Below are 15,499 nucleotides of genomic sequence, written 5' to 3' on the forward strand. Positions count from 1 at the left end.
CCGTTATGCCGGATTCGCACGCGTGCTTTTGAGCAGATCTTCCAGGCTGGCCGCCTTGGGCTTAACCAGCCAGAATTTACGGCTCATGGCATCGAAATTATCAAGAATGTACTGGCCCCATTCGCTGCCGGTCTCTTCCACGAATTCATGGATCACGTGGCGCAGATGGCTGCGGTGGGATTCGGTGGCCTCGGAGCTGATGCGGTGCAGCTCGATCAGTTCCGGGTTCACCCGGTCGAAGAAATCGTTGTCTTCGTCCAGCACATAGGCGAAGCCGCCGGTCATGCCGGCACCGAAGTTATGCCCGGTGCGGCCCAGAACGGTGACGCAGCCGCCGGTCATGTACTCACAGCAGTGATCGCCGGAGCCTTCCACCACGGCGTGCACGCCGGAGTTACGCACCCCGAAACGCTCGCCGGCGGTGCCGGAGGCGAACAGCTTGCCGCCGGTGGCGCCGTACAGGCAGGTGTTACCGATGATCGCGGTGTCCTGGGTCTTGAACGGGCTGCCCTTGGGCGGACGGATCACCACCTTGCCCCCGGCCATGCCCTTGCCGACGTAATCGTTGGCGTCGCCTTCCAGGTACAGGTGCAGACCGCCGGCGTTGAACACCCCGAAGCTCTGCCCGGCGGTGCCGGTGAAGCGCGCCCGGATCGGCGCGTGGTCCATGCCCAGGTTGCCGTGGTGCTTGGCGATTTCGCCGGACACGGTGGCGCCCACGGAGCGGTCGCAGTTGGTGATGGTGTAGTGGAACGAGCCGCCGGACTTGTTCTCCACGGCGGTGCGCATTTCCTCCACCATCTTGCGGTTGAGCGTGCCCTTGTCGAACGGCTCGTTGCGCTCCACCTGGCAATGGGTCGGCTTGTCCGCGGCGATGTGGTCGTTGCGCAGCATGGGCGTCAGATCCAGACGCTTCTGCTTGTCGGTGTTGCCTTCGATGCGCTCGAGCAGATCGGTGCGGCCGATCAGGTCCGGCAGGCTCTTCACACCCAGCGCCGCGAGCAGTTCACGCACTTCCCGCGCCACGAAGGTGAAGTAGTTGATCAGCAGTTCCGGGGCGCCGATAAAGTGCTCCTGACGCAGATCCTCACGCTGGGTGGCCACGCCGGTGGCGCAGTTGTTCAGGTGACAGATACGCAGGTACTTACAGCCCAGCACCACCATCGGCACGGTGCCGAAGCCGAACGACTCGGCGCCGAGAATGGCCGCCTTGATCACGTCCAGGCCGGTCTTCAGGCCGCCGTCGGTCTGCAGCCGGATCTTGTCGCGCAGGTCGTTGGCGCGCAGCGCCTGGTGCGCCTCGGACAGCCCCAGCTCCCAGGGGGAACCGGCGTAGCGGATCGAGGTGAGCGGGCTGGCCGCGGTGCCGCCGTCGTAGCCGGAGATGGTGATCAGGTCGGCGTAAGCCTTGGCCACGCCGGACGCCACCGTGCCGACACCGGGCTCGGACACCAGCTTCACCGACACCTGGGCCGCCGGGTTGACCTGCTTGAGGTCGAAGATCAGCTGCGCCAGGTCCTCGATGGAGTAGATGTCGTGGTGCGGCGGCGGTGAAATCAGCGTCACGCCGGGCACCGAATGGCGCAGGCGGGCGATCAGCGCGTTCACCTTGCCGCCGGGCAGCTGGCCGCCCTCGCCGGGCTTGGCGCCCTGGGCCACCTTGATCTGCAGCACTTCGGCGTTGACCAGGTAATGCGGGGTCACACCGAAACGGCCGGAGGCGATCTGCTTGATCTTGGACACCCGCTCGGTACCGAAGCGGGCCGGGTCTTCGCCGCCCTCACCGGAGTTGGAGCGGCCACCGAGGCGGTTCATCGCCGTGGCGATGGCCTCATGGGCCTCCGGGCTGAGCGCGCCCAGGGACATGCCGGCGGAGTCGAAGCGCGGCAGGATGTTCTCGATCGGCTCGACCTCGTCCAGGTCGATGGCGGGCACATCCTGGCGCACGTGCAGCAGGTCACGCAGGGTGGCGATGGGGCGGTCGTTGACCAGCGCCGCGTACTCCTTGTACGCGTCGTAGTCGCCGTCCTGGGTGGCCCGGTGCAACGCATGGATCACGTCCGGGTTGAAGGCGTGGTATTCCTTGCCGTGGATGTACTTGAGCACACCGCCCGGGTCGATCGGCTTGCGCTGCTTCCAGGCGTCCTTGGCGATGATCTTCTGGTCGTTCTCGAAGTCCTCGAAACCGGCGCCTTCGATGCGGCTCTGCACGCCGCGGAAACACAGGTCCACCACGTCGCTGGCGACACCCACGGCTTCGAACAGCTGGGCGCCACGGTAGGAGGTGATGGTGGAGATCCCCATCTTGGAGAGGATCTTCATCAGGCCTTTGTTGATGCCCTTGCGGAAATTCTTCTGCAGTTCCACCGGGTCACCGATCAGCTCCCCGCTTTTCACCATGTCCGCGATCACGTCGTAGGTGAGGTAGGGGTAGACGGCGGTGGCGCCGAAGCCGAACAGCACCGCGAAGTGGTGCGCGTCGCGGGCGGTGGCGGTCTCCACCACGATGTTGGCGTCACTGCGCAGGCCGCAGGCGGTCAGGTGGTGGTGCACGGCGCCGGTGGCCATCAGCGCGTGGATGGTGAGCTGGTCCTGCTGAATGCCGTGGTCGGACAGCACCAGGATGATCTTGCCGTCGCGCACCGCCTGGGCGGCCTGTTCGCACAGGGCCTTGACCGCGCTTTCCAGGCCCTGGTCGGGCTGGTAGTGCAGCGACAGACGGGCGTGGGCGTAGCCGGGCCGGTCGATCTTGAGCAGGTTGGTGAACTTGGAATGCGACAGCACCGGCGTGGACAGAATCGCCCGGTCGGCATGGTCGGAGGTTTCCTCGAACACGTTCCGTTCGGAACCGACGCAGGTTTCCAGGCTCATCACGATCGCTTCGCGGAGCGGGTCGATGGGCGGGTTGGTGACCTGCGCGAACTGCTGCCGGAAATAATCGTACAGCGGACGCTGGCGTTCGCTGAGCACCGCCATGGGGGTGTCGTCGCCCATGGAACCGGTGGCTTCCTGGCCGGCTTCCGCCAGCGGACGGATCACCTGATCGCGCTCTTCGAAGCTGATCTGGAAGAACTTCTGGTAGCTCAGCAGATCCTGCGGATCGATGTCGTCGGTACGCTCCACTTCGTGGTCGTAGTTGGCTTCAATGCGCAGCGCGCTTTCCTTGAGCCACTGACGATAGGGGTGACGCACCTTGAGACGGTTGTCGATATCGCTGGTGTGCAGCAGCTCGCCCTTCTCGATGTCCACAGCGAGAATCTGGCCGGGGCCGACACGGCCCTTGGCGACCACGTCTTCCGGCTGATAGCTGTACACGCCGATCTCGGAGGACAGGGTGATAAAGCCGTTCTTGGTGATCACCCAGCGGGCCGGACGCAGACCGTTACGGTCGAGCATGCAGACCGCGTGGCGGCCGTCGGTCATCACCAGACCGGCGGGGCCGTCCCACGGCTCCATGTGCATGGAGTTATATTCGTAGAAGGCGCGCAGATCCGCGTCCATGGTTTCCACGTTCTGCCAGGCCGGCGGCACCATCATGCGCACCGCGCGGAACAGGTCCATGCCGCCGGAAACCAGCACTTCCAGCATGTTGTCCATGCTCGAGGAGTCGGACCCTTCGCGGTTGACCAGCGGGCTCAGGTCGCTGAGGTTGGGCAGCAGTTCGTTCTCGAACTTGTTCTCCCGCGCCAGCGCCCAGTTGCGGTTGCCCTGGATGGTGTTGATCTCGCCATTGTGGGCCAGATACCGGAACGGCTGGGCCAGCGGCCACTGCGGCGAGGTGTTGGTGGAGAACCGCTGGTGGAAGACCACGATGGCGGTTTCCATGGTCTCGTCGCTGAGATCCGGATAGAACGCCGGCAGGTCCACCGGCATCATCAGGCCTTTATAGGAGACCACCGCCGAGGACAGGGAGCAGACGTAGAAGTAGCCGTCCGCTTCGATGCGCTTTTCCGCGTGCCGGCGGGCGAAGAACAGACGCCGGTTGAGCTGGTCGTCGGTGTCGCCCTCGGCGGCCACCAGCACCTGGTGGAAACCGGGCAGCGACTGCTTGGCCAGATCGCCCAGGCAGGACGGGTCCGTGGGCACTTCCCGCCAGCCCAGCACGTTGACGCCCTGGGCTTCCATCTGCTCCTGGAGCACCGCTTTCTGGGCGCGGGCGCGCTCGGCGTCCGGGTGGGTGAAGACCATCCCCACGGCATAGGTGTCGGGCAGGTCGATACCCTGCTCGCCGGCCACCTTGCGGAAGAAGGAGTCGGGCTTTTTCAGCAACAGACCGCAGCCGTCACCGGTTTTTCCATCGGCATTAATGCCGCCCCGGTGGGTCATGCAGGTGAGTGCTTCGATCGCGGTTTGCAGGAGCTCGTGGCTGGCCTTGCCCTCCATATGGGAGATCAGGCCGAAACCACAGTTGTCCCGGAATTCTCCGGGCTCATAGAGCCCACGCACCAGCTTGGAATTCTGCTGCATCAAAACCTTTCCTCTTGAAATTCAGAGACTTACAGAAGGCGGAACAGGCGTCGAAAAGACGGCGACGGCAAAAAAGGGATGTGCATTCTACACTTTGCGCCGATCAGCCACAAACGGGAAGACGGCACCGTCCAAACCGCACAGTGCCGGGTGGACCGCGCCGCGGGCAACTCTAGCGCAATTCGTTGCGTATCGAGCCCATATCCCGCGGGAAGGGGCCGCCGCGCCGCAGCGCCTCGGGCAGTTCGTCCCGGGCCGCCAAAGCCGCGTCACGGCTGGGATAGGGGCCCGCCAGCACCAGGTAGACCCGTTCATCGCCCCGTTCCGCCCGGTAGTAGGCGCCGTTACGGTCGATCTGGTCAAGTACCCCGCGCGCTCCGTCTTCCCGGCCGGTGGCCACCAGCTGCAGAAACCACTCCCCATCGTCGCGGGTGGCCAGCCAGTCTTCCTGCTGGTAACCGAGGCGGGCGTCCAGCCCGGACAATTGCGGCTCGCCGCTGGAAACGGTGTCCGGCGTTTCTTCCTGCGCCGTTTCGGCGGGTTCGGCCTCGGCGGGCTCAGCGTCGGCCGTGGCGGCCTGCTCACCGGCGGGCTCCGGGGCTTCCGGCGCCGGCGGCGTGCGCGCGTCTTCCGCTGCCGGCTCGGCGGCCACCTGCTCCGGCACGTTTTCCGCCTCTTCGAAGGTGCGGGCGGAATCGTGGTATTCGGCCAGGGCGCGGCGGGTGGTTTCCGGGTCGCCGCGTTCGCCGCTGCGTGCCGAACTCTCGCTTTGCGTGGCTTGCGGGGCCGGCTCCGCCGGATCTTGTGCCTCGGCCACCGGCTCCTTGGGCAGGTCCAGGCTCACCACCTGATCCTGCTCGGCTTCGTCGTCACCGCCGCTGGCCAGCCACAGCACCAGCACCACCAGCACCAGCGCGCCCACCGCCAGGCCGTGCCGCCAGGGCACCGGCTTGTTGGCCAGCAGGCCGCCACCGCCGCCGGCTCTTGCCTCCAGCATCGGCAACAGCGCCGCGATGCGGCCGTCGCTCTCTTCGCTCAGATCGCGGGCCTCCTGGTCGTCCAGCGCCAGGGCGAAGCCCTGATCGGCGAATACGGCCACGTCGTCCGCGTCCAGCGGCGGCAGCACCAGCACGTCCTCCACGTTCAGTCCGGCGTCACGCAGGTGCTCGGCGCTGCCCGGCTCGCCGCCGAACACATAGGTGAGGCGCTGCCCCAGCTTGGTCTTCAGCGACGCCATGGTGGCCAGGGCCTCGGAGGGGGCCAGGTGGGCGTTGTCCACCACGATCACCAGGCTGGTGTCGGCCAGCGTCTGTTTGAGGGTGTCGGCCAGGTCGGCGCGCTCGATATCGAAGTGCACCAGCATGGCGTCCACCACCGCGTTGGCGCCCAGCTCCTCGGCGCCGTCCAGGCGGATCAGTTCGAAGTCCCCCACCAGGGACATGGAGAGCATGCCCAGCAGGGTGGAGACGCCGCTGCCGGCCTCGCCTTCCAGCACCGTGGTGGCGCCGTCGTGGGCGTGGCCGTTCAGGGCGTCGAGAAGGTCGCCGCGCTCGGCGCCCTCGTAGAAAAAATCCTCATCTCTCACAAAAGGCCTCGAGCGTTCGCGTCAATGCGTTCGGGTCGTATTCGCCTGTGACCAGGGCATCACCGATTTGGTTCAGCAACACCAGCCGCAGGCGGCCGTTCTGTACCTTTTTATCCAGCGCCATCAGCTCGCTGAAATCCGCCCGCGCCATCCCTTCCGGCGCGGTCACCGGCAGCTTCCAGGCGGCCAGACTGTCGCTCACCCGGTCCAGGTCGGCCTGCTTCAGCCAGCCCAGTTCCAGGGACATGCGCGCCGCCATCACCATGCCGGCGGACACCGCCTCACCATGCAGCCAGTCCCGGTAGCCGGTAAAGGTCTCCATGGCATGGCCGAAGGTGTGGCCCAGATTAAGCAGCGCGCGGTTGCCCTGCTCGGTTTCATCGGCGGCCACCACCTCGGCCTTGTTGCGGCAGCTGCGCAGGATCGCTTCCGCCACCGGCGCCGTGTCGCGGGCGGCCAGCGCCGCCTGATTGTCCAGCAGCCACTGGAAGAATTCCGGGTCGCGGATCAAGCCGTACTTGATCACCTCCGCCATGCCGGCGGCGAATTCCCGCTCCGGCAGGGTGTCGAGCACGGCGGTGTCGATCACCACCGCGCGCGGCTGATGGAAGGCGCCGATCATGTTCTTGCCGCGCGGGTGGTTGACGGCGGTCTTGCCGCCCACCGAGGAATCCACCTGCGCCAGCAGCGTGGTGGGCACCTGGATGAAGTCCACGCCGCGCTGGTAGCAGGCGGCGGCGAACCCCACCATATCGCCGATCACGCCGCCGCCCAACGCCACCAGCGTGGTGGTACGCGAATGCCGGTGGGCCATCAGGGCGTCGAAAATACGCTCCAGCGTGGCCAGGGTTTTATGCTGCTCACCGTCCGGCAGGATCAGGGTGTCGCACTGCAGGTCGCCCAGACCGCGGGTGACCGCGTCCAGGTAAAGCGGGGCGATGGTCTCGTTGGTGACCACCATCACCTGATTGCCGCGCACATGGCCGCGGATCAGGTCCTGCCCGAGCAGGCCGCGATCGATATAAATGGGGTAGCTGCGTTCGGCCAGCGACACATCAAGCTTCTGCATACGGCCTCGTAAAGCGGAGTGGGAGTGCGGGCATTATCGGCTGGCGTGGTCGGCCAGACAACCGAGTACCTGATCGGTCACTTTCTTGAGGTTACCGGAAGCGGTGGAGACCACGCCGTGCGCCACTTCCCGGTAGAGCGGATCACGTTCCTGGAACAGCGCCTGAAGACGGGCCTCCGGATCGCTGGTCTGCAGCAGCGGCCGGTTGCGGTCGTTGCGGGTGCGGGCCAGTTGCACCTCCACCGGCGTCCACAGATAGACCACGCAGCCACGCTCATGGAGGTGGCGGCGGTTCTCCTCCTGGGTGACCACGCCGCCGCCGGTGGCCAGGACGATGCCCGCCATGCCGGTCAGTTCGTCGATCACGTCGCGCTCGCGGCGTCGAAACCCCTCCTCGCCTTCCATATCGAAGATCCAGGGGATGTCGGCACCGGTTTTCTCTTCGATCACGCGGTCGGAATCGTAAAACGGGCGGCCCAGAACCTGGGCGAGGTGTCGGCCCAGGGTGCTTTTACCCGCACCCATGGGCCCGACTAAATACAGAGACGTGGAATCCTTTGGGTTCACCGACTAGCCATTGCGTCTTTCACCAGGCGAGGCGTGATAAAGATCAGCAGTTCCTGCTTGTTATCACGGTTCACCTTCTTGCGGAACAGGGCGCCCAACCAGGGGATATCACCCAGGAAGGGGGTTTTGACCGTGGATTCTATCTTTTCCTGCTGGAAAATGCCGCCCAAAACCACGGTTTCGCCGTCATTGACCAGAACCGTGGTTTCCACCCGGTTGGTGTTGACGGTCGGCGCGCTGGTGTCGGTGCCCAGGGAGTCGTTGTTGACCTTGAGCTGCATGATCACGTCGCCTTCCGGGGTCACCTGCGGGGTCACTTCGAGGCGCAGTTCCGCCTCGATGAACTCCACCGCGGTGGCGCCGGACGCGGTGGCCACGTTGAAGGGCACCTGCTGACCGGAGGCGATCACCGCCGGCTGCTGATCGGCGGTCAGAACCTTGGGCGTGGCGACCAGCTCGCCGTGGCCTTCCGCTTCCAGGGCGGACAGCTCCAGCTCGATCAGGCCGGAATCCAGGGAGGTGAAACCGATCGCGAAGCGGGTGGCTTCCTGGGAGGCCACGCCCATGTCGACGATCAGGTCGTTGTTCTGCTCTTCGTCGAACTCCTCGAACTCACCCAGGGAGCCGTCGTCTTCCCGGTCGATGTTGGCGTAGTGCAGTTCACGCAGGGAGGTATGGCGACCGGAGATCGCCACGCTCTTGCCCTCGTTGACCAGGCTGTCGCCGTCGTAAGCGAGGCCGCCCCAGCGCACGCCGAATTCGTCGGCCACGTCGGTGCTGGCGATCACCACCCGGGCTTCGATCAGCACCTGCTGAACCGGGATGTCGAGCTGCTGAATCAGGCCGCGGATTTCCTGCAGCTTGGCCACGGTGTCCTGCACGATCAGCGTGTTGGTGCGCTGATCCACGGTCACCGAGCCGCGTCCGCTGACCAGGGCGGAGCCTTCACCGCCCTGGGAGGTGATCAGTGTCTTGAGCTCCTCGGCGCGGGCGTAGTTGATGCTGATGTACTCGGTGCGCAGCGGCGCCAGGGAGGCCAGCTGTTTCTGGCTCTCCAGCTCCTGCTTTTCGCGCGCGGCGATCTCATCCGCCGGCGCCACCAGCAGCACGTTGCCGACCTTGCGCTTATCCAGGCCCTTGGTCTTGAGGATCAGATCCAGCGCCTGGTCCCAGGGCACGCTCTGCAGCCGCAGGGTGATCTTGCCGCTGACGGTGTCGGAGGCCACCAGGTTGAGGTCGGTGAAGTCGGCGATCAGCTGCAGCACCGAGCGCACTTCGATGTCCTGGAAATTCAGCGACAGTTTCTCGCCGGTGTATTTGAAGGCATCGCGGCGCTGGCGGTCCTTCTCGGCCTCGGTGAGCGGCTTGACGTTGATGCTGAACTGGTTGTCCGCCTGGTAGGCCAGGTAGTCCCAGCTGCCTTCCGGCTCAATCGTGATCACGGTGCTGCCGTCCACTTCCTTGGTGTCGACGAACTGCACCGGGGTGGCGAAGTCGCTGACGTCCAGCCGGCGCAGCAGGTCCTCTTCCACATCGGCGCCGACGAAACGGGCGACGATACGGCCGCCCTCTTCGCGCACGTCCACCGGCATGGCGTCGTCCGCCAGCTCCACCAGCACCCGGCCCTCGCCGTCGTCGCCGCGGCGGAAATCAATATCACGCACGCCGGCGCTGCTGGGCGCCACCTTGCGCTGCACGGTCTCGCTGGCCGGGTCCATGGACGGGGTGGCGTTGTCCGCGCCCAGGGTGATCACCAGCTCCTGGCCTTCGATCCGCGTTTTATAGCCGGTCAGCTGATCCAGGTTGAAGATCAGGCGGGTGCGTTCCTTGGCGCCGAGCACCATCAGGCTGCGCACATTGCCGGAGCCCAGGTTGTGCTCTTTCACCTCGATCTGGTTACGGGTGTCGAGCAGATCCAGCGCCACCCGCGCCGGTTGCTCGATGCTGTAGCCCTTGACCTCCGGGGCGTCGCCCTCGAAGGACACGCGCACTTCCACGCCGTCGCCGGGCAGGGTATTGGCGCGCAGGTCGGTTACCGTCGCCGCTCGCCCCAGGGTGGCCGCGCTCAACCCCACCAGCATCAGCAGCAATGCCGCCCAACGCCGGGACGCAGCCCTTGTTTTTGTTGATGTGAAGATAATCATAACTGGCATCCCCAGCAGCGGTTATTCAGCAAGCGAAATGTTTCGGGAGCGTTCCACCCAGCCGTCCTGTCCATCCGGGACGATCTCGACCAGCGCGATCTGGTCGCTGGACACTTCCACGACGCGTCCGAAGTTCCTACCCATGTAGCTTCCCACTCGTACCCGGGTCACCGAGCCGGTAGGGTCTTCGATCAGGGCTTCCAGCGGATTGCTGGGCTTGGTCATGGTGCCCACCATGGCCAGCGCGTCCAGGCTGAAGCCCTCCAGGTATTGCTTGGGCCGGCTCAGATCCGGCTCCACCGGGCGCCCTTCCGGCACCTCCAGCAGCTTCTCGTCCACCGGCCGCGAAAACGGCGCCCGCAGTTTATGCGCCGCGTAGGCGTAGGTGGCGATCGGCTTGAATTCCGGCGGTGGCTCGATCCGGCCCCTCGGACGCGCCTTGATCTCCGTCATCCGCGCGTCCAGTTCATTGATGCCGGCACCGGAACCGCAGCCCTGCAGCAGCGCGGCGGCCGCCACCAGCACCAATCCGTACGCAATGGATTTACGTCCATTCATGTTCGTTCCCCTCAGGACCGGCCGCCTTTGGCCCGGTTATTCTTCTCCGTACCCTGATCGCCACCGTCGTCGTCGCCCCCGGCGTAACGGTAGGTCTTGGCGGTGATCGACATGTCCAGCATGCCCCGCGACCCGGCTTCCTCCTTGACCGGCACGATCTTGAAATCATGCAGGGTAACGATGCGCGGCAGCGCCGCCACCCCGGACACGAAAGCACCGAAACCGTGGTAGTCGCCGCTCACCTGGATATCAATGGGCAACTCCGCGTAGAACTCCTTCTCGATTTCGTCCTTCAGGGCGATGGTTTCGAACTCCAGGCCACTGCCGAGACCGGTATGGGTGATGTCCTCGAGCAGCCCGGGCACCTCGGTATCCTTGGGCAGCTGGCTTTTGAGGGTTTCAAAGCTGGCTTCCAGCTCCACCAGCTGCTGGCGGTACTGGTCCAGGTTATGGGCGCGGAACGCCTTCTGCTCGAAGCTTTCCAGCAGCGTGACTTCCTCGCGCTGCAGCTGCTCGTGGCGGGTATTGAGATCCTTGATGCTCAGGAAATAGCCCAGGCCGAGAACGAAGCCGAACACCAGCACCGCGGCGCCGATCTTCACCGGCATCGGCCAGCCGCCGACGTTCTCGAAATCCAGGCTGTTGAGCTCGTCGATCAGCTCGCGCACATCCAGGTTCTTCAGTTCGGATGCTTTCATTGCCCGGCCTCCTCGTCATCGCTGCGCGGCGAGCCCTGCTTTACCGTCAGCGCAAAGGTGTTGGCCTGGGCGCTGTCCGCGCCGTCGGCGCCGCCGCGCTCGCTCTCGTCCAGAGCGTTCACGTTGAGCAGGTTGGGCTCCACGAACCAGTCCGAAGCGGCCAGGTTACGCATCAGCCGCGAAATCCGGTTGTTGGACTCCGCCACCCCCTCGATCCGGTAGCTGTCACCGGTCCGCTCCACCAGCGTGTAGTACACGCCTTCGGGCAGGGTGCGCACCAATTGGTCGAACACATAGACGATGGTCGGGCGGTTGCCCTGCAGCTCCTGAATCACCTTCATGCGCGCCACCAGCTGGTCACGGCGGCGCTGCAACTCGTTGATTTCCTTGATCTGGGTGTCGAGTTTGGCGATCTCGCTCTGGATATGGTTATTGCGGGTCTGCTGGTCGGCGATCTGGCCTTCCACCATGCCCTTCCAGAGCCAGAAAATAAGACCCGCCAGCAGCGCGGCGAACGCCAGCATGGCGATGAACTCATGCTGGCGCTGCTTGCGTCGCTCTTCGCGCCAGGGGAGCAGGTTAATCATGGTTGTCATTGCTCGAAGCTCCTCAGGGCCAGGCCACAGGCGATCATCATCGCTGACGCGTCGTTCTCGAGCGCCTTGGCGTTAACCTTGTTGGCCAATGCCATATCGGCGAAGGGATTGGCCAGGGAGCATCCGGTGCCCACCTTTTGCTGGATCAGGTCGGGCAGTCCGTCGATCGAGGCGGAACCGCCGGCGAGCAGGATGTAGTTCACTTCGTTGAACTGGGTGGAGCCGTAGAAGAACTGCAGGGAGCGGTTGATCTGCTGGACGATGGCGTCCTTGAACGGCTGCAGAACCTCGTTTTCGTAGTCCTCCGGCAGCTCGCCGGTCTTCTTGGCCAGCCCGGCCTCCTCCATGGAGATGCCGTAGCGGCGCTGGATTTCCTCGGTGAGCTGCTTGCCGCCGAACAACTGCTCGCGGGTGTAGACGCTGCGCCCCTGGTGGAACACATTGAGCGTGGTCATGGTGGCGCCGATATCGAACACCGCCACGGTATCCAGCTCCTCGGCGTTGGGCAGGCCGGGCAGGATCAGCTGAAAGGCCCGCTCCATGGCGTAGGCCTCCACATCCACCACCTTGGGCTGCAGCCCGCCGATCTCCAGGGCGTCGGCGCGCATTTCCACGTTCTCGGTGCGCGACGCCACCACCAGCACTTCCACCCGCTCCGGGTTGTCCTCCACCGGACCGACCACCTGGAAATCCATGCGGACCTCGTCCAGCGGAAACGGAATATACTGATCGGCTTCCACCCGGAGCTGATTTTCCATGTCGTCCTCGCTCAGCGAGGCGTCCATTTCAATCACCTTGGTGATGGTCGCCGAGCCGGGCACGGCCACCGCGGACGTCTTGATCCCCGGACGGGCACGGCCCACCAGACGGGCGACCACATCCCCGACCCCCTCAACGTCATTGATGTTCTTTTCCACCACGGCGTTTGGCGTTAGCGGTTCGACGCCGTAACTTTCGACCTTGTAGCGGTTCCCCGTTCTGGACAATTCCAGCAACTTAACCGCGGTGGAACTGATATCGATCCCCAGCAGTGTCTGGGCCTTTTTTCTGAGAAAAGGCAGCACAGTCGTCGTCCCGTGTGATTGTTTTAGAGATGTTTTTACTTCAAAAATATATACTTACGTGATTCTTATGCCTAATCACTTTAGGAGTAAGTAATAACAGAACAGATATTAGATCACAACAACCTTTCCACCGTATAATGACCTGCTTCACGGGTCTGCTAGCCCTTTCTTCTGATCGCCACAGCAGTTGCCACTTTATGCGCTCTACCGTCGTCTGGATCCGCTCCCTCGTTCTCCTCGCCCTGGCCGGTGCCGGCGGCGCTCTTCTGGTCCTCGCCGCCTGCTACTTATACCTCGCGCCTCAGTTGCCCGCCGCCGGAGCGATCCGCGAGGTGGAGTATCAGATCCCGCTGCGTATCTACACCAGCGATCACAAACTGATCGCCGAGTACGGTGAGAAACGCCGCGAGCCGATCACCTATGAGGAGGTGCCCGAGCCGTTCATCCAGGCGGTGCTGGCCGCCGAGGACGAGCGCTTCTTCGAGCACCCCGGGGTCGACCCCAAGGGCCTGCTGCGCGCCGCCGTGGAGCTGTTGCGCTACCAGGAGATACGCTCCGGCGGCTCGACCATCACCATGCAGGTGGCGCGCAACTTCTTCCTCGACCGGGAGCAGCGCTTCCTGCGCAAGTTCAACGAGATCGTGCTGGCGATCCAGATCGAACGGATCCTCGAGAAGGAGGAAATTCTCGAGCTGTATCTGAACAAGATTTACCTGGGCCACCGGGCCTACGGCGCGGAAGCCGCCGCCCAGGTCTATTACGGCGAATCGATCAAGGACCTGTCGCTGCCCCAGTGGGCGATGATCGCCGGCCTGCCCAAGGCGCCCTCGGCCTATAACCCGATCACCAACCCGGAGCGGGCCCGCCAGCGCCGCAACTGGATCCTGTTCCGCATGGAAGAGACCGGCGCCATCGACAGCGAGCAACGGAAGCAGGCCCAGGCCGCGCCCGTCACCGCCCGCTACCACGCCGCCCGGCCGGAGGTGGAAGGCGCCTACATGGGCGAAGTCGCCCGGGTGCTGGCGGAGGATCTGGTGGAGCCGGACCTGTACACCGAGGGCCTGCGCATCATCACCACCCTCAACAGCAAACGCCAGAACGCCGCCGTCACCGCCCTGCGCCAGGGTCTGCACGCCTACGACGAACGGCACGGCTGGCGCGGCCCGCTGGCGCGCATCGACGCCGGCGAGCTGCCGGAGCTGGGCTGGCCCGCCGAGCGGGACACCGAGGCCGCCCCCGACACCGATCAGCCGGAGCCGGAAATGGCCCAGGAGAAGGAGCCGGACCTGCTCGACGAACTCGACGAGGACCTGGCCGCCTGGGTGGAACGGTTCAAGGACCAGGCCGATTTCGGCCCGCTGCGCACCGCCGCGGTGACCGCCGTGCGGGATCGCCAGGCGGCGGCACTGCTGCGCGACGGCAAGCAGGTGGTGCTGGACTGGGACGCCATCCGCTGGGCGCGGCCGGCCCTCAATAAAGGCTACGTGGGCGAAGCGCCGCAAACCGCCGCCGACGTGCTGGCCCCCGGCGACGTGGTCTACGTGCGCCCGGACGGCGGCGGCGAGGACGACCCCAGCTGGCGTCTGGCGCAGTTGCCGGTGGCGCAGTCCGCGCTGATCTCGCTGAACCCGGACACCGGCGCCGTGGAAGCAATGCAGGGCGGCTACAGCTTCTATGCGTCCAAGTTCAACCGCGCGCTGCAGGCCCGCCGCCAGGCCGGCTCGGTGTTCAAACCCTTCATCTACACCGCCGCCCTGGAAAGCGGCTTCACCCCGGCCACCATTATTAATGACGCGCCGCTGGTGTTCGACGACGACAAACTCAAGGACGCCTGGCGCCCGACCGGCGCCAGCGACCGCTTCTACGGCCCGACCCGGCTGCGCGAAGCGCTCTACCGCTCGCTCAACCTGGTGTCGATCCGCATCCTGCGCCAGGTCGGCATCAGCCAGGCCATGAACACCCTGGACCGGTTCGGGCTGCCCACCAAACGCTTCCAGCGCGACCTGTCGCTGGCGCTGGGCAGCGCCTCGGTGACACCGCTGGAGATCGCCCGCGCCTACTCGGTGTTCGCCAACGGCGGCTACCGGGTGGACCCCTGGTTCATCGAGCGCATCGAGGACAAGGACGGCAAGGTGCTCTGGAAGGCCCCGCGGGTGGAGCGCTGTGAAGCCCCCTGCGCGGTGGTCACCGCCGACAGCGAGGTCGCCGCGGAGCCGGAAACCGACGAAGACGGCAAACCGATCCAGCCACCGCCGACCATGGCGCCCCGGGTGATCGACGAAAACACCGCCTGGCTGATGCATTCCATCCTCCAGGACGTGGTCAAGCGCGGCACCGGCAGCGACGCCCGTCGCCTGGGCCGCTCGGACCTGGCCGGCAAAACCGGCACCACCAATGACCAGGTGGACGCCTGGTTCTCCGGCTATTCACCGGAGCTGGTGGCCACCGTGTGGGTGGGTTTCGACAACCCGGCTTCCCTGGGTAACGGCGAGTACGGCGGCCGCGCCGCCCTGCCCACCTGGATCGACTACATGGGCGTGGCCCTGGAAGGGGTCGAAGAGGTCCAGCCGCCGCAGCCGCCGGGCGTGGTGTCGGTGCGCATCGACCCGGACAGCGGCCTGCAGGCCCGCCCGGAGAACGAGGCCGCGATCTTCGAATACTTCCGCGAGGACAATGTGCCCGAGCTGGAAGCGCCGCACAGCGGCGACGGCCGCTCGCCGGAACAGATCTTCTAGGCGGCGGAGGCCGCTC

10 protein-coding genes are annotated in these 15,499 nt (G+C 65.3%); 1 reads left to right on the plus strand and 9 read right to left on the minus strand.

Annotation, left to right across the window (positions count from 1 at the left end):
- Positions 1-3: 3 nt before the first annotated feature.
- From gltB to ISO4_RS01750, 9 genes are all read right to left on the minus strand, one after another.
- Complete coding sequence (gene gltB, locus ISO4_RS01710; RefSeq protein ID WP_142948265.1) at positions 4-4,467, minus strand: glutamate synthase large subunit; 4,464 nt, start codon at positions 4,465-4,467, stop codon at positions 4-6.
- Between the two features lie 172 nt (positions 4,468-4,639).
- Positions 4,640-6,052 carry an SPOR domain-containing protein gene (locus ISO4_RS17220; RefSeq protein ID WP_194854938.1) on the minus strand — a complete coding sequence of 471 codons (1,413 nt, stop codon included), beginning with the start codon at positions 6,050-6,052 and terminating at the stop codon, positions 4,640-4,642.
- The gene (gene aroB / locus ISO4_RS01720; RefSeq protein WP_142948263.1) at positions 6,042-7,121 is read right to left on the minus strand and encodes a 3-dehydroquinate synthase; all 1,080 of its coding nucleotides are present in this window, start codon (positions 7,119-7,121) and stop codon (positions 6,042-6,044) included. Before aroB ends, ISO4_RS17220 begins: the two co-directional genes overlap by 11 nt.
- A gap of 33 nt (positions 7,122-7,154) precedes the next feature.
- Positions 7,155-7,688, minus strand: a complete 534-nt coding sequence (aroK, locus tag ISO4_RS01725; protein WP_255442310.1) for a shikimate kinase AroK — start codon at positions 7,686-7,688, stop codon at positions 7,155-7,157.
- Positions 7,685-9,832 (minus strand): type IV pilus secretin PilQ, encoded by a 2,148-nt coding sequence (locus ISO4_RS01730; RefSeq protein WP_142948261.1) that lies wholly within the window; start codon positions 9,830-9,832, stop codon positions 7,685-7,687. Before ISO4_RS01730 ends, aroK begins: the two co-directional genes overlap by 4 nt.
- 21 nt (positions 9,833-9,853) lie before the next feature.
- Positions 9,854-10,390, minus strand: a complete 537-nt coding sequence (locus tag ISO4_RS01735; RefSeq protein WP_194854939.1) for a pilus assembly protein PilP — start codon at positions 10,388-10,390, stop codon at positions 9,854-9,856.
- A gap of 11 nt (positions 10,391-10,401) precedes the next feature.
- Positions 10,402-11,088, minus strand: a complete 687-nt coding sequence (locus ISO4_RS01740; RefSeq protein ID WP_142948259.1) for a type IV pilus inner membrane component PilO — start codon at positions 11,086-11,088, stop codon at positions 10,402-10,404.
- The gene (locus ISO4_RS01745) at positions 11,085-11,684 is read right to left on the minus strand and encodes a PilN domain-containing protein (protein WP_142948258.1); all 600 of its coding nucleotides are present in this window, start codon (positions 11,682-11,684) and stop codon (positions 11,085-11,087) included. The genes ISO4_RS01740 and ISO4_RS01745 overlap by 4 nt, the downstream gene beginning before the upstream one ends.
- On the minus strand, positions 11,681-12,748 hold the full coding sequence (locus ISO4_RS01750; protein WP_142948257.1) for a pilus assembly protein PilM: 1,068 nt from the start codon (positions 12,746-12,748) through the stop codon (positions 11,681-11,683). The genes ISO4_RS01745 and ISO4_RS01750 overlap by 4 nt, the downstream gene beginning before the upstream one ends.
- Positions 12,749-12,945: 197 nt before the next feature.
- On the opposite strand from ISO4_RS01750, the gene ISO4_RS01755 reads away from it, so the two are divergent.
- On the plus strand, positions 12,946-15,483 hold the full coding sequence (locus ISO4_RS01755; protein ID WP_194854940.1) for a penicillin-binding protein 1A: 2,538 nt from the start codon (positions 12,946-12,948) through the stop codon (positions 15,481-15,483).
- The last annotated feature ends 16 nt before the right edge of the window (positions 15,484-15,499 follow it).

It is taken from the genome of Alloalcanivorax venustensis ISO4 (assembly GCF_015356855.1).
GTDB lineage: Bacteria > Pseudomonadota > Gammaproteobacteria > Pseudomonadales > Alcanivoracaceae > Alloalcanivorax > Alloalcanivorax venustensis.